Raw genomic sequence first — 16,957 nt, 5'->3', positions numbered from 1 at the left:
CTTTCCCCAGAGACGGGGATAGTGCCACCCTGGGAGACCGGCACGGAATGGAGGGGTGGGAACAGGGGGGTTGAACATGTCACATCCCCGCGATACGTTGCCCGTTGCCAAGCACCTGAACCGGCCGATGCTGCGAGAACGTGCTCGGTATTCACCGGACGTTGACAACCATGACACGCGGGCCCCGGCTGTTACCACGGCAGCAGTGACGGCGATCCCATCGCCAGGCATGGGCCTCGTTGCGGACGGATGCCCGGAGGAACCGGCCGGGTCCGGCAAGCGCTTCCCGTCCCCTATAGGGAGGCGAAGCACCCGTAGGAGACGGGCACGACCAGCAGGGGTGGAACAGGGTTGAACACGTCACACCCCCGCGATACGTTACCGACCGCCAAGCACCGGGGCGTTGTTCCGATCGTGCTGGGTAGCAGAGTCGAAGGGAACAGCCGTTACAGCGGTTGGCATATAGGATGGAGGTCAGACCAGCACCTCCCCGCAAAAAGCGAGAAGTCTTCGAGGGGGTCAAGCGATGACGGTCACAGAGGGATTCGTGGAGGCTCAGGCCGAACGCATCAAGGCCGAGGCGATGGCCGCTCTGGTTGAGGCAATGCGGGAGTCCGACCGTGCGAGGTTCCGGGAGACGATGTGGTTCGCCGGATTGGTGTTCGCGATGGTTGCGTCGGCCACCGGACTTATCCTCGCCGTGCTGGCATGACGGGAGATCTCGTGGGCATGAGGCGGGCCCGGAAGCCGAGGCGGCAGGGCCGTCACTCCGGCTGGAAAGGGCACGGATAGAAGGGGTGGAACAAAGGGGTTGAACCTGTCACATCCCCGCGATACGTTGCCCATTGCCAAGCACCTGAACCGGCCGACGCTGCGAGATCCGATCGGTCCGGCCGGTCCGGAGGCAACATATCTGAGGTTTGCGGAGCGCCGGTCGCCGGTCACGACGGCGGCAAGCCCGGCATGGCCGGCCGCGCTCCGAACCCAACGGTGGTGGCGGCGGGGGCCGGGCCCTGCGGGGACGCCGGTCCGTGGCGATTTTCGCGTTCTTCGGGACTCGGGACGGCCAGACCGCGCGATCGCTCTACTGCAGCGGGAGGGCCGAGACCCGACCGGATCACTCTCGCCGGACGGGCTGTGCCCCGCCCTCGGCTGCGGCGGGGCGGGCGCGGCGGGCTCCCGAGGCGATGCGGTAGCCGGCCCAGATGAAGGTGACCGCCACCAGCAGCGAGGCGGCGAACCCCCAGTCCGCACCCTGGGCCAGGATGGTCCCCCCGGTGGCGGCCGCCAGCGTCCCCGCGACGATGGCCAGGTTGCCCCATGCCAGCCGCGGGTTCTTGCGGAGGAAGCGGACCAGCGACACCAGGGCCAGCAGGATGATGATGGTTCCGCCCAGGCGCCCGCCGATGACCGACCACAGACGGGGTCCGAACATGTCCGCCCACAGGTCGCGGGCGCTCGGCACCCCGCCCGCCGGCAGGGAACCGGCATCGAACGGCTGTGCCAGGGTGGTGGGTAGGGCGATGGCGAAGAACGGGAACATGAGCAGCAGCATCACGTGGCCGGCCCTCCGCCCCACCACCAGGAACATCGAGCCCAGCGCCAAGACCGGGATGTTCACGATCGCCCCGAACAGGAAGAAGGTCCGGTAGCTGGCCGAGGTCCACCCGGTGGCGGTCCCCACGAACAGGGCCCAGGTGGCCAGGGCGAAGAACCCGATGCCGGCCGCGTAGGCGGCGGTATGAGGGCTCGGCGAGGCCCGGTAGCGTCGCACCAGGTCGACGCAGAACAGGGTGGCGACCAAGCCGGCCGCCAGGGAGGCCGCAGCACTCATACCGTCCCAATCGTAGGCCCCGGCCGCGGCCGCGAAATCGCCCGGTACGGCGCCGCCGCGCGGGCCGGGTGGAACGACTCCGGTACCCTAGGAGCATGGTTCGAAACATTCTCGTGGCCGTGGCCTGGCCCTACGCATCCGGATCCAGGCACCTGGGACACCTGGCCGGCGCCTACCTGCCCGCCGACATCTTCGCCCGCTACAACCGTCTGGTCGGCAACCGCACCCTGATGGTGTCGGGGAGCGACGTCCACGGCACCCCGATCACGGTCCGCGCCGACCAGGAAGGCGTCACCCCGCAGGAGATCGTGGACCGCTACCACGCCGAGTTCGTGGCCGGATGGAAGGCGCTGGCCATCCAGTGGGAGCTCTACACGTCCACCGGGACCCGGAACCACCACGATGTCACCCAGGACATCTTCAGCCGCCTGCACGAGAACGGCCACATCGACCGCCGGACCTCCGAGCAGTTCTACGACCCGGACGCGGGCCGGTTCCTCCCCGACCGCTACGTCGAGGGCGTCTGCCCCCACTGCGACTACCCCGAGGCCCGCGGGGACCAGTGCGACGGCTGCGGCCGCACCCTCGATCCGGTCGACCTGATCGACGCCCGTTCCAAGCTGTCCGGAGCGACCCCGGTCCGGCGGGAGACCGACCACTTCTACCTGCGCCTGCCCGACTTCTCCGACCGCCTCGAGAAGTGGTTGCGGTCCCGCGAGGGCTGGCGCCGCCATGTGCTGAACTTCTCCCTGGGCTGGATCGAGGAGGGCCTCCAGGACCGGGCGATCACGCGGGACATCGACTGGGGAGTCGACATCCCGGTGGAGGGCCTCGGCGAGGGCAAGAAGATCTACGTCTGGTTCGACGCGGTGATCGGCTACCTGTCCGCCGCCAAGGAATGGGCGCAGATCCAGCACACCCCCGACGCCTGGAAGGACTGGTGGGAGAACCCCGAGGCGGAGCACTACTACTTCATCGGCAAGGACAACATCCCCTTCCACACCATCATCTGGCCGGCCATGCTGATGGGATACGGCGGCCTGGAGCTACCGACCAACGTCCCCGCCAACCAGTACGTGACCTTCCGCGGCGGGAAGGCCTCGGCGAGCCGGGGCATCGGCCTGACCATCGGCGCCGCCCTCGAGGTCTACGAGCCGGACGCGCTCCGCTACGCGCTGGCCGCCAACCTGCCCGAGAACAACGACACCGAGGTGTCCGAGGAGGAGCTGGACCGCCGCATCAACGACGAGCTGGTCGCCACCTGGGGCAACCTGGTCCACCGGGTGCTCTCCATGACCCGGTCGGGGTTCTCGGCCCGGGTACCCCAACGGGGCGAGCAGACCGCCATGGGCCAGGAGATCCTGGACTCGGCCGGGCGGACCCTCGACCAGGTGGCGGCCCACATAGAGCGGGTGGAGCTCAGGGCCGGGCTCAGGACGGCGATGGAGGGGGCGGCGAGGATCAACGCCTACCTCAACGCCACCGAGCCCTGGAAGCTGGTGAAGACCGACCGGGAGGCGGCGGCCACCGTCCTGAAGAACTCCCTCGACGCCATCAACCACCTCAAGCTCGCACTCGCCCCCTACCTCCCCGTGACCACGGAACGGCTCCACTCGATGCTGGGCCTTCCCGGCACCGTCGCCGAGCAGGGATGGGTCGGCGCTCCGGTCCCGGCCGGAACCCCGCTCGGTGAAGTCTCTCCGCTCTACCGGAAGGTCGAGGCGGAGAGCCGCGGCTGAGCAGGCCCGATCCGGCGTGGCAGGCACGAAGAGATGAGGCTCCAGAAGAACTTCCGGAGGGTATTGGTGGCCATCGGCGGCGGGCTCCTCATCCTGCTGGCACTGGCCGGGCTCGTGCTCCCCATCATCCCCGGGACCGTGCTCCTGGTGGCGGGCCTGCTCGTGTGGTCCTCCGAGTTCAGGTGGGCCCGGGAACTCCTGGCGCGGGTGCGCTCCTGGATGGCGGACCGGTCCGCCAAGATGAAGGACAAGCGGTCGTCCCGCTCCCGGCGCCGCCGGGAAGGCCCGGATCCTACGTCGGGCTGAACGGCTCCGAGAGCGCGTCAGTCGAGGTCGAACTCCCGAATCCCGACCGGCTGTGCGGCCGACGGAGGGAACTATCCCGATGTTCCGCCCGGCGATCCGGGTATCGCGAGGGCCATCCCCCATTGACATCTGGCGCGACCTTTAGAACAGTAGAGTTCATGCTCGCACCGCCCGCCCGGCTTCATGCTCGCACCGCCCGCCCGGCGGTCAAGGGCGAGCCAGGTGAGATGCTCCCGAAAGGACTTCCGGATGAGACACGGTGCGCTCGCGTGAGAGCGGGCTCGTGACCGAACGCCGGACCACGCCGGAGGCCGGCGCGCCGATCATCGAGGCCGGCGGTCTCCACAAGCGCTACGGGAACATCAGGGCGCTCGAGGACGTCGACCTGGACGTCCAGCCCGGAGTGACCGGCCTCATCGGGGCCAACGGCGCCGGCAAGACCACCCTCATCAGGCTCGTGCTCGGCCTCATCCGGCCGACCTACGGGAAGATCTCGGTATTCGGAACGCCGGTGGCCGAGGACCCGGCCGGGCTCCGGGAGCGGATCGGCTACATGCCCGAGAACAAGTGCCTTCCCCTGGACCAGACCGCGGCCGACTTCGTAGCGTACGCCGCGGAACTCGGCGGGATCCCTCCGGTCGAGGCGCGGAGGAGGGCTTCGGAGACCCTCTTCCTGGTGGGGTTGCACGAGGAGCGGTTCCGCTACCTGGGGGACTTCTCCACCGGGATGCAGCAGCGTGTCAAGCTTGCCCAGAGCATCGTGCACGACCCCGAACTGGTGCTCCTGGACGAACCCGCCTCGGGTCTCGACCCCGCCGGGCGCGACCAGATGCTGGAGTTGATAGCCCGGTTCCGCGAGTTCGGCATGAACGTGCTGTTCTCGTCCCACATCCTCGACGACATCGAGCGGACCTGCGACTGGGTGGTGATGCTCGACGCCGGGCGGCTGATCCACTCGGCGCCCCTCGACCCTCCGGGGGAGGGGGACCGCCTGTCCGTGGAGGTCTACGGCGACCCCCGGCCCCTGGTCGAGGCGCTGACCCGCCGGGGCGTGTCCGCCACCCTGGACGGGGCGGTGGTGACGGTCGTGACACGATCCGAGGACGCCTTCACCGTGATGCGCGACGCCCTCGAGTCGTCGGGCTCGTCTGTCCGCAGGCTGGGAACCAGCCTCAGGCGCCTCGAGGACGTGCTCGTGGCCGCCGCCAGGGAAGCAAATGGCTGACTCGCGGGAGACCGGCCGCGACCAGGCGATCATCGTCGACCGCGGCTACCGGCACTACGACGGGACCCGCACCGGGAGAAGGGGCGCGGTGCGGGCCATCGTGAGAGAGGGGTTCCGCAGGGTGATGGGCTTCCGCCGCAAGGCGAAACGGAAGCTGCTGCCGTGGACGCTCATCACTGTGGCGCTGGCGTCGGTGCTGATACTGGTCGCCATCACCTGGGCCACCTCCCAGACCCCGGCCGAGGAGCTGACGGACCTGGTCCCCCGCTACCGGGGCTACTTCGACTTCATCTCGGTGGTGGCTCTGCTGTTCGCGGCCTACGCCGGGGCGCAGCTCCTGATCCCCGACCGGACCGACGGGGTCCTCAACGTGTACTTCTCGCGCCCGCTGGCCGTCCGGGACTACCTGATCGGCAAGGTCTTGGCGTATGCCACCGTGATCCTCAGCTTCTGGCTGGCGCCCCAACTGCTGCTCCACCTGGGGCTGGCCGCGCTCTCCCGGGAGGGCTTCCTGTCCTACCTGGGCCGGACAACCGACATCCTCTGGCAGGTCCCGCTGGCAGCCCTCGCCTACTTCGTCCTGCACGCATCGCTCAGCTTCCTCACCGCGTCCTTCATCAACCGGGTCGGCGCCGCCGCGGCCGCCTTCCTGATCGGCTCGCTGGGCCTCAACCTGGTGGCGCTCTTCTTCCAAGAGGCCACGGACGACACGCCCGGATCCCGCTGGGCGGCCCTGCTCGCCACCGAGCAGCATCCCCGGTACGTGCGTGACTGGATCTTCGGGGTCCACGAATCGGCCGAATGGATACCGGCGCAGGCCGGATTCGGACCGGGCATCTCGCTGGCCGTCATAGTCGGGCTGGCCGTTCTGAGCGCGGCGCTGGTCGGCTGGCGCTACCGGAGGCTGACGTGACGGCGCCCGACCGCTCGACCGACGCCCTCCATGTCGACGAGCCCACGGTGGTGGCCAACCGGCTGTCGAAGTGGTTCGGGGCGAAGGTGGCGGTCTCCGAGGTGGACTGCTCGTTCGGGCCGGGGGTGACCGGCCTGCTCGGTCCGAACGGGGCCGGCAAGACCACCCTGCTCCGGGTCCTGGCCGGCTTGCTGACGCCGTCGGCGGGCAGCGCGACCATCCTCGGTAGAGATCCGGGCCGCAAGCCCGCGGCGTACCGGCATCTCGGGTTCGTCCCGGAGGACGAAGCCGTGTACGGGCACATGACCGCCCGGCGCTTCATCCGGTGGAGCGCGGCCATGTCGAAGGTGGCGGACCCCGGAGCGGCCGCCGTCCGGGCGCTCGAGACCGTCCACCTCACCAAGGACGCCGACCGGGCCCTGTCGACCTACTCCAAGGGCATGCGCCAGAGGGCCAAGGTGGCTGCGGCCCTGGTCCACGATCCGGAGGTGCTGCTCCTGGACGAACCGCTCAACGGCACCGACCCACTCCAGCGCGCCCGCCTGATCGAGTTGTTCCTGGATCTCGGGCAGCAGGGCCGGACGATCATCGTCTCTTCACACGTCCTCGCGGAGGTGGAACGCATGGCCGGAAGGGTGGTGGCCATGGTCGACGGACGGGTGGCCGCGGCGGGAACCCTGGCCGCGCTGCGGGACGCCATGTCCGACAAGCCCCGCGTCATACGGATCGACACCGACCGGCCGCGCCCGCTGGCGCGGAGGCTGCTGGGAGGAGAGTGGGTGGAGTCGGTTCGGGTCGGCCGGGACGGGATCGAGATCAGGACCGGCGACGCCCGGGCCCTCGGCCTCGACATCGCCGCCGGCGCCCGGGAGACCGGAGCCCGGATCACCGCGGTCTCCCCCGAGGACGAGTCCCTGGACAGCGTCTTCCGCTACCTGGTGAACCCCCGATGAGAGCCCTGTTCCTGGTGGTCGGTTCGTTAACCGGCCGGTTGATGAGGCGCCGCCGGTCGATCGCGATGCTCTTCCTGACCGGGGCGCTGGCGCCGCTGCTGTTCTTCCTGTCCCTGGGGCGCTCCGGATCGTTCGCTGCCGAGATGTACAACGACCTCACGTTCAGCCTGGGGATGGCCACCCTCTACCCGGTCGCCGCCCTCGTCGTGTCGACCGCCGCCCTCGGCGAGGAGCGCAAGGCGCACACCCTTCCCTTCCTCCTCCTGAAGCCCGTGCCTCGGGCTGTGATCGCCCTCGGCGCCCTGATAGCCGCGGCAGTCTCCTCCTTCGTGATCCTGGAGGCCGGGGTGCTGGTCACGTGGCTGGTGGCCGGCGTGATGAGCGGCGACTGGACCATCGGGATGGCCACCACGGTGGGAGTGGCCATCCAGAGCGTGGCCTCGGCCGCGCTGTTCGTGCCCCTGGGGCTGGTGCTCAACCGGGCCACCCTGTTCGGCCTCGGCTACCTGTTCCTGTGGGAGGGGATCCTCTCCAGCATCATCGGGGGGATACAGGCATCCTCGATCTACCGCATCGTCGTCTCGGCCTCGGCCGACTTCGCCACGATGACCATCGACACTTACGACACCGTGGACGTGATACTCGGCCGCGTGGCGATCGGAGCGGGGGGTGCCGCCGCCAAGGTTGCGGTGATGGCGCTGGTCTCGGTGCTGCTCACGGGGTCGATCCTGAAACGGCGGGACCTGGTCGGCGAGTGACAGCCGCCCCGAGCAGGTAGCTCGGGCTCCCATGCGCCTAACCTCCTGCGCATCCGCGCCGCGGCTACGCGACCCGGCTACTCGACCTTTCTCCAACCGTGACCAGTTTTTTCGCGGTCTGCCCCGCAAGGGTCAAATATGTCACACCCCCGACATATGTTGCCTATCGCCAAGCACCTAACCGGCCGATGAGGTGAGACCGATCGGAACGGCCGGCCCGAGGGAACACGACAGCTAATGGAGCGAACCGCCGATTCCCGGCATCCAGCCGGGCATGGCCGACCACGCTCCAAACCAGGACAGGTGGTGGCGGGGGAGGGCCCGGTGCGAAGCGCCGGATTTTCGCGAGTTCGGCCTGCTTTTTCGCGAGTTCGGGGACTTCAGGACATTCTTGAGGCAGAGAGCGTCAAATATGACGCCCTGAACCTGAGGAACACCACGACCCCCGAACCTGAGGATCACCGCACCAAATATGACGCCCTGAACCTCAGGAACGCGACACCAAAGTGTGACCTCCTCCTCAACCTTGTATTTCTGGAGTGCTGTGCCATAATTACAAGGATGATTCCGCGCCGTCTGCATTCACGGCTGCACGAACTCCTCTCGGAGTATCCCGCCGTTGCTCTGATCGGACCCCGGCAGGTGGGGAAGACCACGCTGGCCTGGCAGATCGCCGACGCGCTGGACTCGGTCTACCTCGACCTGGAATCGCCATCTGACCTCGCGAAGCTTTCGGGCCCCGAGCTGTACCTGGCCGACCATCAGCACAGGTTGGTGATCCTCGATGAGGTGCATAGGACACCGGGCCTCTTCCAAGTCCTTCGCGGCCTCATAGATCGGGGAAGGCGCGGAGGACGAGGAGCGGGGCGGTTTCTTCTGCTGGGGTCGGCGTCAATGGAGCTACTACGGCAGTCGGGCGAGAGCCTGGCCGGGCGCATCGCCTACCTTGAACTCGGTCCGCTGGACGTGACGGAGGTGGGGTCAGGCGACTGGGCGCCCCTTTGGGTGCGAGGCGGGTTCCCCGACAGCTTCCTGGCGGCCGATGACCGCCGGAGCTTCCTGTGGAGACAGAACTTCATCCGGACGTATCTCGAGCGCGACATTCCCCAGTTCGGCCCGCGTATTCCTGCCGAGACGCTCAGACGTTTCTGGATGATGTTGGCCCACGCCCAAGGGGGACTGCTCAACGCTGCGGCCCTCGCCCGCGGCCTCGGAGTGGACGGCAAGACTGTCTCCCGCTACTTGGACCTCATGTCCGACCTGCTGCTGGTACGGCGCCTGCCGCCTTGGCGCAAGAACACGGGGAAGCGTCTTGTCAAGTCCCCGAAGGTCTATGTGCGCGACAGCGGGATCGTGCATGCCCTGCTGGGTCTGACCTTCAAGGAGGACCTTCTCGGCCATCCCGTGGTCGGGGCAAGCTGGGAGGGGTTTGCCATCGAAACTCTCGTGTCACGGCTACCGGAAGGAAGTGAGGCGAGCTACTACCGCTCGTCGGGGGGAGCGGAGATCGATCTGATCGTGACATTGCCCGGGCGTCGTCCGTGGGCGATCGAGGTCAAACGGAGCCTCAACCCCCGGCCTCGCAGGGGCTTCCATAGCGGTTGCAGCGACGTGCGTCCGGATGCCAAATTCGTCGTCTATCCCGGAGCGGAGCGCTACAGGATCACTCCGGACACCGAGGCCGTCCCGCTGCTCGATCTTGCGCGAGAGGTGAGCCAACCGTGAGCCCTCAGACCACGGGTTCCGCTTGCTCTGTGCCCCGCCGTCGGACTACCTGCCGAAGGGGTCGCGTGTTTCCAGCTTCCGAGACCAGCGATCGCTGAACCTTAGGTTCAAAACACGGCAGACCACGCCCTGAGCCTTAGGTTCGTGGGAGGGGTGGGCACCGAGGGGGTTCAGGAGGGCGGGTACAGCCCCACGTTGGCCGACTCCGCGGTCTGCCAGAAGACCTCAGCGATGCCCTCGATCTGGGCCACGAGATCCTCTGCCACGGCCGTATCGGTCGACTTCTTGGCGTCGCCGGCCGCCTTGATGGCGTTCCAGAACAGATTGTGCAGCTCCGGGAACTGCTCCAGATGGTGCGGCTTGAAGAAGTCGGTCCACAGCACCGACAGGTGGTGCTTCACCAGCTCGGCCTGCGCCTCCTTGACCGCGATGCAACGGCTGCGGAACACCTCGTCATCGCTCCCGTGGTACTTGTTGGCGGCCTGGAGCACCGACTCGGCTTCGATCCTGGCCTGGGCCGGGTCGTAGACGCCGCAGAACAGGTCGCAGTGGGCGTGGGCCTGCCTGGATGGTGCGAGAATCCCCATGAACATCTCCTCGGGTCTGGTGGTTACCGGATGAGGGAGACAATACACTCATCGGTGTCCCGTTAATGCAGCCCCTACCCGCTCTCGCGCCTTGAGTCCCTGGAGGCGCCGTGCCCGCCGGAGCATCATTGCCCTGACCGGACTTGCCTCGACCGTGCTCTCGAGGGTGCTGATGTCCCGCTACCGCCGCTTCCGGGTGGCGGACCATTCCATGATGCCCGCGATCGAGCCGGGGGACCATCTGATGACGGATCGGGCGTGGGAACGGACGGGGCTCGCCCGGGGGGACGTCATGATCTTCCGGGCTGGTGGACGCTACATGATCAAGCGGGTGGTCGGCATGCCCGGCGAGACGGTCGGCATCGAGGGTGGTGTGCTGATGATCGGGGGCCGGCCGGCCGTGGATCCGTGGTGGCACGCCGCCACCCGTCCCGAAGGTGAGTGGGTCGTGCCATCCGACTCCTGGTTCGTCCTGGGCGACAACCGGGCCGACTCTTCGGCCGACAGCCGGACGCTCGGACCGATCCGGCGCCCGAGCGTCCACTCGAGAGTGGTGGCCCGGTACTGGCCCTGGCGCCGAGCCGGGCGCGTCTAGTGGTGACGCGCCGGTGCGGGCCGGCTCGATGCTTGGAATAGGCCTCCGAGTCTGAGAAACTGAGACGACCTATGCCCCGAAAGAACCTCCTGGTCGTGGCTGTCTGGCTGGTGCTCTCCGTCGCCTGTGGCGGTGGCGAGGACGCCGTTCCCTCGACCGCCCCCTCCGACACGACCACCCAGGTCAGCGGGGACGCCGGCACCTCCACATCCGACCCGGGATCCGGTAGCGAGCCGGCCGGGGAGGCGGGGACGGGGCCGGAGGCGGGGACCGCCGCCACCACGACCGGGGAGGACGCCCAGGACGCCGGCGCCACCACCGGCGCCACCACGGGAGCCACCACGGGAGCCACCACCGATGGGGGTACCGAGCCGGACGGAACGGGCGCCACGACCACCGCGGGGACCTCGGAGCCCACCGATACCCCGGAGACCGAAGACACCTCCCCCTCGACCACCGTCTATTCCGGCCCGGTGTCGCCGGTCAGCGGTCTGCCCGTCGCGTCTTCCTCCCTGGTGGATCGCAAGCTGATCGCCGTCAAGGTCGACAACCACTGGAACTCACGGCCCCAGTCCGGAATCCAGGAGGCCGACGCGGTGTTCGAGCTGGTCGTGGAGGCAGGGATCACCAGGTTCATCGCTCTGTTCCATAACAGCGACTCCGCGTGGGTGGGCCCGGTGCGGTCGCTCCGTCCCACGGACTCGACCCTGATCAAGCCGCTCAACGGGGCGCTGACCATCAGCGGAGGCCAGTCGTGGATAGTCGGCAAGTCACTCGTACCGTTGATCGGAGACATGGGACCGCCCCTGACCGACCGCTGGAATGAGCGCAAGGCGCCCCACAACCTCTACGCCGACACCGCCGAGGCCCGCCGGATCGCAGCGGACCGGCGCCTCGACCAGAGCCCTCCCCCGACCCTGTTCAACCGGGGTCCCTCCACCGCCTCGCCGATGGACGTGGCCACCTACATCTTCCTCGACTGGACGGACACAACCGATGTGGTGTGGCACTGGGACGGCACCCAGTACCTGCGTTCGGTGGAGGGGGTGCCCCATCAGTTGATCGCCCAGGACGGCACCACCACCCAGATCGCGGCCGACGTGTTGGTGGTGCTGATGGCCGAGCGCTACACGGCCTGCCCTTCGGGTGACGGTTCGTGCGTTCCGGCCTGGCACACCACCGGGGAGAACCGGGCCGTCGTGTTCGCCGAGGGCCTGGCGCAGGAAGGGAGGTGGAGCCGCGCCGACAACGGCGACTGGTTCACTCTCACCGGGTCCGGCGGCGAGCCGGTGACCATGCCGGCGGGCCTGACGTGGATCATGATCTACCCGGAGACCGCCGAGTTGGTCTGGTAGCGCTGATGCCCGGGACCGGCGCCAGCATCGCCGAGGCCGTCCGGAGCGGCACCCGGTCCGCCCGCCAGGTGGTGGAGCGATACCTGGACGTGGCGGAGCGGCTCAACCCGGAGCTCAACGCGTTCGTGGAGATCGACCGGGCCGGGGCCTTGGAGCGGGCCGATGCGGTCGATGCCGGGCTCCGTGCGGGATCACCGGCCGGACCGCTGTGCGGGGTACCGATCGCCCTCAAGGACCTGGTCGACCACGCCGGGCACGTGACCACGGCCGGGTCGGCCTTCTACCGGCACAGGGCGACGGCATCCGCCACCGTGGTGCGGCGCCTGGAGGCGGCCGACGCCATCATCATCGGCCGGACCGGGCTACACGAGTTCGCGTTCGGGTTCTCGTCGGAGAACCCCTGGTTCGGGCCGGTTCGCAACCCGTGGGATCGCGACCTGTCGCCGGGAGGGTCTTCGGGCGGATCGGCGGCGGCCGTGGCGGCCGGCATGTCGGCGGGAGCGATCGGCACCGACACGGGAGGATCCGTGCGGGTGCCCGCCGCCCTCTGCGGGGTAGTGGGTCTGAAGGTCACCCACGGGGCCGTCCCCTTGACCGGCGTGCTCCCCGTGGCGGGTTCCCTCGATACGGTCGGACCGATAACCGCCACGGTGGGCGACGCCCGCCTGCTGTATGACGCGATGAAGGGGTTCGACCCGGAGGATCCCAGGTCGACGCGGGCGCCCGATTCCCCGGATCGGGCTCCACGCCTCGAGAACCTACGTGTCGGAGTGCCGACCGGCTGGCTGTCCGCGGCGCCCACCTCCGCCGCAATGCACCGCTCGTTCGATCGTTTCTCCGACCGGCTCCGCAGCGTGGGCGCCCATGTCGAGCTGGTGGAGGCCCCCGGCCTGGTGCCCGATCCGACATACATGGCGGTGGTGGCCGGCGAGGTGGCGGCTGTGCATCGGAAGTGGCTCAACGACCCCGACAAGCCGTACGGTCCCGACCTCGAGGTGCGCCTGGGGGCGGCGATGGACGTGACGATAGACCAATACACGGAGGCGATGAGCCGGAGAGCGGCCCTCCAGCAGGCTGCCCGCGAGGCCTTCCGCCACCATGACCTGCTGCTTACCCCGGCGGTCGGCCATTCCCGCAAGACCATCGGGAACGACACCATGACGATCGACGGTGAGGCCCACTTCTACCGGGACGTACTGAACGGTTACAGCTCGCTCGTGAACCTGACCGGATGCCCGGCCATCGCCCTGCCGACGACCGACCAGGGCGCGCCACCCCCGTCGGTCCAGTTCCTGGCGCCCTGGTGGGGAGAGAACGTGCTGCTGGGTGTGGGTGAGGCGCTGGAACAGGCCGGCCTGATCCGGACCGGCCTGGCCCTTCCGTCAAGCGGGTGAGGATGTCACCGGTGCGGGCCTACTCCCCGGAGCCGGCCTTCGCCTTGGCGGCAGGGTAGATACCCATCGCGCCCATGAGCAGGCCTACGTCGCGCACGAGACTGAGCATCAAGGTCTCCAGCCTCTCCAAACGCCTCTCCTGCCGATCCAAACGGGCGTCCTGCCCATCGAAGCGCTTGCCGAAACGAGCGTCCTGCCCATCGAAGCGCTTGTCGAAACGAGCGTCCTGCTGATCGAAGCGCCGTTCCATCCGGTCGGAGTAGCTCTTGACCACCCACCAGTTGATGCTCACGGCGATGCCGAAGAGGGTGACGACTCCGATCCAGTCGAGAGGGGGCATGTTGGGCGTCCTTTCTGCCGCCAGTGTAACGCCGGACCGGAGCCGATGCTCCGCCAGCGCCACACTGTTTGAATACGTGGCCATATATCGCAAATATCAGACAGAAGTAACAGTACGTATAGTCGGGCGTAGTGACAATACCCTTGTTGAGTGATACCGGCACCGATTCCCCACAGCCGGTCCGCCCCGCACACCCGTACGGAGGGGGTAGACTCCGGAGCATCCGCATCCGGATGGACCGTCCGGTCACTGCGGAGTGCGCGCGTGCGGCAGAAGCCAGGGGCGCGCCCGGATTCGCGCCTCAGGAACGGCTGGAGAGAGAAAGACGGTGGACAGCGACCACAACCCGGTCACCCCCCTGCCGGAGGCACCCGGCGTCACAGGCACCAACGGCGGGGTAGGCGTCGACCGAACGGACCGGATGGTCATCCGCTTCGCGGGCGACTCGGGCGACGGCATGCAGCTGGCGGGCAACCGGTTCACCGACGCCGCGGCCATTTTCGGGAACGACCTGGCCACCCTGCCCACCTTCCCGGCCGAGATCCGCGCTCCCGCCGGCACCCTCCCCGGCGTCTCGTCCTTCCAGCTCCAGATAGCCGACTGGGACATCCTTACCCCCGGTGACCGGCCCGGCGTGCTGGTGGCCATGAACCCGGCCGCCCTCAAGGTCCATCTCCAAGACCTGCGCGACGACGGGATCCTGATCGTCAACGAGGAAGCCTTCGACGAGCGCAACCTGCACAAGGCCGGATTCGAGGCCAACCCCCTGGACGACGGCACGCTCGCCGGTTTCGACGTCCACCGGGTGCCGATGGAGACCCTCACCAAGGAAGCCGTCAAGGGCTCGGGGGTGAGCGGCCGGGCGGTGCTCCGCTCCAAGAACTTCCTCGCCCTGGGGCTGCTCCTTTGGATGTTCGGACGCGAGACCGACGTGACCGCCGAGTGGGTGAAGAAGAAGTTCGGCCGCATCGAGCCGGTGATGAACGCCAACCTGGCCGCTCTCAAGGCGGGCTACAACTACGGGATAACCACCGAGAGCTTCGCGCGCCAGATCGAGGTGCGTCCGGCCGACCTGCCGCCCGGCACCTACACCAACGTGAACGGCAACGCCGCCCTGTCGTGGGGGCTGGTGGCCGCCTCGGTGTTGTCGGGCCTGCCGCTGTTCTACGCCTCCTACCCGATCACCCCGGCATCGGAGATCCTTCACGAGTTGGTGCGCCACCGGAACTTCGGGGTGAAGACCTTCCAGGCCGAGGACGAGATCGCCGCGGCGGGCGCCGCCCTCGGCGCGGCCTTCGCCGGGTCGCTGGCCGTCACCGGCACGAGCGGGCCCGGTCTGTCCCTCAAGGGCGAGACGATCAGCCTGGCGATGATCACCGAGATGCCGATGATCATCGTCGACGTGCAGCGGGGAGGCCCGTCGACCGGCCTCCCGACCAAGCCGGAGCAGTCCGACCTGTTCCTGGCGGTGTGGGGCCGCCACGGCGAGTCTCCGCTGCCCGTGGTGGCGGCGTCCTCCCCATCTGACGCCTTCGAGGTGGCGATCGAGGCCGCCCGGATCGCCATCAAGTACATGACGCCGGTCATCCTGCTCTCCGACGGCTACATCGCCACCGGTTCCGAGCCTTGGAGGCTGCCCGACATCGCATCCCTGCCGATCCTCGAGGTTCCGTTCGCGACCGGGCCGAACGCCGGCGACAAGTTCCTGCCCTACCTGCGCGACCTCCAGACCATGGCCCGCCGGTGGGCGATCCCCGGGATGCCCGGCCTCGAGCACCGCATCGGCGGCCTCGAGAAGGAGGAGGTGACGGGGAACGTCTCCTACGACCCCGCCAACCACCAACTCATGACCGACATCAGGGCCTGGAAGGTGGCGAACGTCGCCAACGACATCCCGGAGGTGGAGGTCGACGACCCCGACGGGGCGGACCTGCTGGTGCTGAGCTGGGGGTCGACGTACTCGGCGGTGAAGGCCGGGGTGGGCAACGCCCGGCGCAAGGGCGCCAAGGTCGCCTACGCACGGATCCGGTACCTGAGTCCCTTCCCCCCCAACATGACCACCGTGCTGAGCAGCTACGAGCACGTGCTGATACCCGAGATGAACAACGGCCAGCTGTCCCGGATGGTGAAGGCCGAGTTCGCCCGGCCGGTCATCTCCTACAGCAAGGTGGAGGGGGTGCCGTTCCAGTTCGGCGAGATAAGCGCCAAGATCATGGAGATAGCAGGCCGATGAGCTACACACGGGTCGACTTCCAGACCGACCAGGAGGTCCGCTGGTGCCCGGGCTGCGGCGACTACACGATCCTCGCCGCGGTCCAGAACTTCTTCGCCGGGCTCGACATCAAGCGCGAGAACGTGGTGTTCGTGTCGGGCATCGGCTGCGCGGCCCGCTTCCCCTACTACATGAACACCTACGGCATGCACGCCATCCACGGCCGGGCACCCGCCATCGCCAGCGGCGTGGCCGTCGCCAACCCGGAGCTGTCGGTGTGGGTGGTCGGAGGGGACGGGGACCTGCTGTCGATCGGCGGCAACCACCTGATCCACGCCCTGCGCCGCAACATCGACATGACCATCCTGCTGTTCAACAACCAGATCTACGGGCTGACGAAGGGTCAGTACTCGCCCACGTCCGAACCCGGCAAGACCACCAAGTCCTCGCCGGCCGGCTCGATCGACTACCCGTTCAACCCGGTCAGCCTGGCGCTGGGCGCCGAAGCCACCTTCGTGGCCCGGACCCTGGACATGGACCGCAACCACACCACCGCCATGCTGAAGGCCGCCCACGCCCACCGCGGCTCGGCCCTCATCGAGATCTACCAGAACTGCAACGTCTTCAATGACAAGGCGTTCATCCAGCTGACCGGCAAGCCCGATCGCTACGCCAACCGGATCGACCTGGTCCACGGCCAGCCGATCGTGTTCGGCGCCAACAAGGATAAGGCCGTGGTCTGGGACGGCGGCCGGGCGGCGATCGCCGACCGCGCCTCGGTCAACCCGTCACAGATCATCGTCCACGACGCGCATGCCGAGGACGCATCGGCGGCATTCGCCCTTTCCCGCCTGGCCCACGGACCCTACGGCCCGACCCCCCTGGGCATCTTCCGCGAAGTCCACCGCCCGGTCTACGACGACGCCCTCCAGGATGCCGTCAATCGCTCCACGGCAGCCCGCGGCAGTGGCGACCTGGGCAAGCTGATCACCAGCCTCGGCACCTGGACGGCCGAGTAGCA

General features: G+C 68.3%; 16 protein-coding genes. 13 read left to right on the top strand and 3 right to left on the bottom strand.

Annotated elements, in window-relative coordinates; genetic code table 11:
* Positions 1 to 526 precede the first annotated feature (526 nt).
* The gene (locus tag OXM57_06050; protein MDE0352234.1) at positions 527 to 712 is read left to right on the top strand and encodes a hypothetical protein; all 186 of its coding nucleotides are present in this window, start codon (positions 527 to 529) and stop codon (positions 710 to 712) included.
* Positions 713 to 1,117: 405 nt separating this feature from the next.
* Here OXM57_06050 and OXM57_06045 read toward each other — a convergent pair whose 3' ends face one another.
* Positions 1,118 to 1,834, bottom strand: coding sequence for a hypothetical protein (locus OXM57_06045; GenBank protein MDE0352233.1), 717 nt, complete (start codon positions 1,832 to 1,834; stop codon positions 1,118 to 1,120).
* Positions 1,835 to 1,929: 95 nt separating this feature from the next.
* Here OXM57_06045 and metG point away from each other — a divergent pair, with 95 nt between their 5' ends.
* The 7 genes from metG to OXM57_06010 all read left to right on the top strand — a co-directional run bounded on the left by metG (position 1,930) and on the right by OXM57_06010 (position 9,453).
* Positions 1,930 to 3,573, top strand: a complete 1,644-nt coding sequence (gene metG, locus OXM57_06040; protein MDE0352232.1) for a methionine--tRNA ligase — start codon at positions 1,930 to 1,932, stop codon at positions 3,571 to 3,573.
* Positions 3,574 to 3,606: 33 nt separating this feature from the next.
* Complete coding sequence (locus OXM57_06035; GenBank protein ID MDE0352231.1) at positions 3,607 to 3,879, top strand: hypothetical protein; 273 nt, start codon at positions 3,607 to 3,609, stop codon at positions 3,877 to 3,879.
* Between the two features lie 283 nt (positions 3,880 to 4,162).
* Positions 4,163 to 5,104 carry an ABC transporter ATP-binding protein gene (locus OXM57_06030; protein ID MDE0352230.1) on the top strand — a complete coding sequence of 314 codons (942 nt, stop codon included), beginning with the start codon at positions 4,163 to 4,165 and terminating at the stop codon, positions 5,102 to 5,104.
* The gene (locus tag OXM57_06025) at positions 5,097 to 6,017 is read left to right on the top strand and encodes a hypothetical protein (GenBank protein MDE0352229.1); all 921 of its coding nucleotides are present in this window, start codon (positions 5,097 to 5,099) and stop codon (positions 6,015 to 6,017) included. The genes OXM57_06030 and OXM57_06025 overlap by 8 nt, the downstream gene beginning before the upstream one ends.
* On the top strand, positions 6,014 to 6,970 hold the full coding sequence (locus OXM57_06020) for an ABC transporter ATP-binding protein (GenBank protein MDE0352228.1): 957 nt from the start codon (positions 6,014 to 6,016) through the stop codon (positions 6,968 to 6,970). Before OXM57_06025 ends, OXM57_06020 begins: the two co-directional genes overlap by 4 nt.
* The gene (locus OXM57_06015; protein ID MDE0352227.1) at positions 6,967 to 7,728 is read left to right on the top strand and encodes an ABC transporter permease; all 762 of its coding nucleotides are present in this window, start codon (positions 6,967 to 6,969) and stop codon (positions 7,726 to 7,728) included. The genes OXM57_06020 and OXM57_06015 overlap by 4 nt, the downstream gene beginning before the upstream one ends.
* A gap of 561 nt (positions 7,729 to 8,289) precedes the next feature.
* Complete coding sequence (locus OXM57_06010) at positions 8,290 to 9,453, top strand: ATP-binding protein (protein MDE0352226.1); 1,164 nt, start codon at positions 8,290 to 8,292, stop codon at positions 9,451 to 9,453.
* Positions 9,454 to 9,623: 170 nt separating this feature from the next.
* On the opposite strand, the gene sodN is transcribed toward OXM57_06010, so the two are convergent.
* A complete protein-coding gene (gene sodN / locus OXM57_06005) occupies positions 9,624 to 10,040 on the bottom strand; it encodes a superoxide dismutase, Ni (protein MDE0352225.1) in 417 nt (138 codons plus the stop codon).
* A 91-nt stretch (positions 10,041 to 10,131) separates the two neighbouring features.
* Here sodN and lepB point away from each other — a divergent pair, with 91 nt between their 5' ends.
* From lepB to OXM57_05990, 3 genes are all read left to right on the top strand, one after another.
* The gene (gene lepB / locus OXM57_06000; protein MDE0352224.1) at positions 10,132 to 10,635 is read left to right on the top strand and encodes a signal peptidase I; all 504 of its coding nucleotides are present in this window, start codon (positions 10,132 to 10,134) and stop codon (positions 10,633 to 10,635) included.
* A 71-nt stretch (positions 10,636 to 10,706) separates the two neighbouring features.
* The gene (locus OXM57_05995) at positions 10,707 to 11,990 is read left to right on the top strand and encodes a DUF3048 domain-containing protein (protein ID MDE0352223.1); all 1,284 of its coding nucleotides are present in this window, start codon (positions 10,707 to 10,709) and stop codon (positions 11,988 to 11,990) included.
* 5 nt (positions 11,991 to 11,995) lie between these two features.
* Entirely contained in the window at positions 11,996 to 13,384 is a 1,389-nt protein-coding gene (locus tag OXM57_05990; protein MDE0352222.1) for an amidase, read from the top strand.
* Between the two features lie 19 nt (positions 13,385 to 13,403).
* Here OXM57_05990 and OXM57_05985 read toward each other — a convergent pair whose 3' ends face one another.
* Positions 13,404 to 13,724, bottom strand: a complete 321-nt coding sequence (locus tag OXM57_05985; GenBank protein MDE0352221.1) for a hypothetical protein — start codon at positions 13,722 to 13,724, stop codon at positions 13,404 to 13,406.
* 421 nt (positions 13,725 to 14,145) lie between these two features.
* Here OXM57_05985 and OXM57_05980 point away from each other — a divergent pair, with 421 nt between their 5' ends.
* Together OXM57_05980 and OXM57_05975 are read left to right on the top strand one after the other, a co-directional pair.
* Positions 14,146 to 15,957: a 2-oxoacid:acceptor oxidoreductase subunit alpha gene (locus OXM57_05980; protein MDE0352220.1), complete on the top strand. Its 1,812-nt coding sequence runs from the start codon at positions 14,146 to 14,148 to the stop codon at positions 15,955 to 15,957.
* Positions 15,954 to 16,955, top strand: a complete 1,002-nt coding sequence (locus OXM57_05975; protein ID MDE0352219.1) for a 2-oxoacid:ferredoxin oxidoreductase subunit beta — start codon at positions 15,954 to 15,956, stop codon at positions 16,953 to 16,955. The genes OXM57_05980 and OXM57_05975 overlap by 4 nt, the downstream gene beginning before the upstream one ends.
* Positions 16,956 to 16,957 lie beyond the last annotated feature (2 nt).

This window comes from bacterium (assembly GCA_028820935.1).
In the GTDB taxonomy this organism is placed as follows: Bacteria; Actinomycetota; Acidimicrobiia; order Spongiisociales; family Spongiisociaceae; genus Spongiisocius.
The sequence above is the reverse complement of the archived record's forward strand: the minus strand, read 5'-3'. Positions and strand labels throughout refer to the sequence as shown.

Coding starts and splice junctions, on each gene's coding strand:
- OXM57_06050 (MDE0352234.1), top strand. CDS start 527: ATGACGGTCACAGAGGGATTCGTGGAGGCTCAGGCCGAACGCATCAAG.
- OXM57_06045 (MDE0352233.1), bottom strand. CDS start 1,834: ATGAGTGCTGCGGCCTCCCTGGCGGCCGGCTTGGTCGCCACCCTGTTC.
- metG (MDE0352232.1), top strand. CDS start 1,930: ATGGTTCGAAACATTCTCGTGGCCGTGGCCTGGCCCTACGCATCCGGA.
- OXM57_06035 (MDE0352231.1), top strand. CDS start 3,607: ATGAGGCTCCAGAAGAACTTCCGGAGGGTATTGGTGGCCATCGGCGGC.
- OXM57_06025 (MDE0352229.1), top strand. CDS start 5,097: ATGGCTGACTCGCGGGAGACCGGCCGCGACCAGGCGATCATCGTCGAC.
- OXM57_06015 (MDE0352227.1), top strand. CDS start 6,967: ATGAGAGCCCTGTTCCTGGTGGTCGGTTCGTTAACCGGCCGGTTGATG.
- OXM57_06010 (MDE0352226.1), top strand. CDS start 8,290: ATGATTCCGCGCCGTCTGCATTCACGGCTGCACGAACTCCTCTCGGAG.
- sodN (MDE0352225.1), bottom strand. CDS start 10,040: ATGGGGATTCTCGCACCATCCAGGCAGGCCCACGCCCACTGCGACCTG.
- OXM57_05995 (MDE0352223.1), top strand. CDS start 10,707: ATGCCCCGAAAGAACCTCCTGGTCGTGGCTGTCTGGCTGGTGCTCTCC.
- OXM57_05990 (MDE0352222.1), top strand. CDS start 11,996: ATGCCCGGGACCGGCGCCAGCATCGCCGAGGCCGTCCGGAGCGGCACC.
- OXM57_05985 (MDE0352221.1), bottom strand. CDS start 13,724: ATGCCCCCTCTCGACTGGATCGGAGTCGTCACCCTCTTCGGCATCGCC.
- OXM57_05980 (MDE0352220.1), top strand. CDS start 14,146: ATGGTCATCCGCTTCGCGGGCGACTCGGGCGACGGCATGCAGCTGGCG.
- OXM57_05975 (MDE0352219.1), top strand. CDS start 15,954: ATGAGCTACACACGGGTCGACTTCCAGACCGACCAGGAGGTCCGCTGG.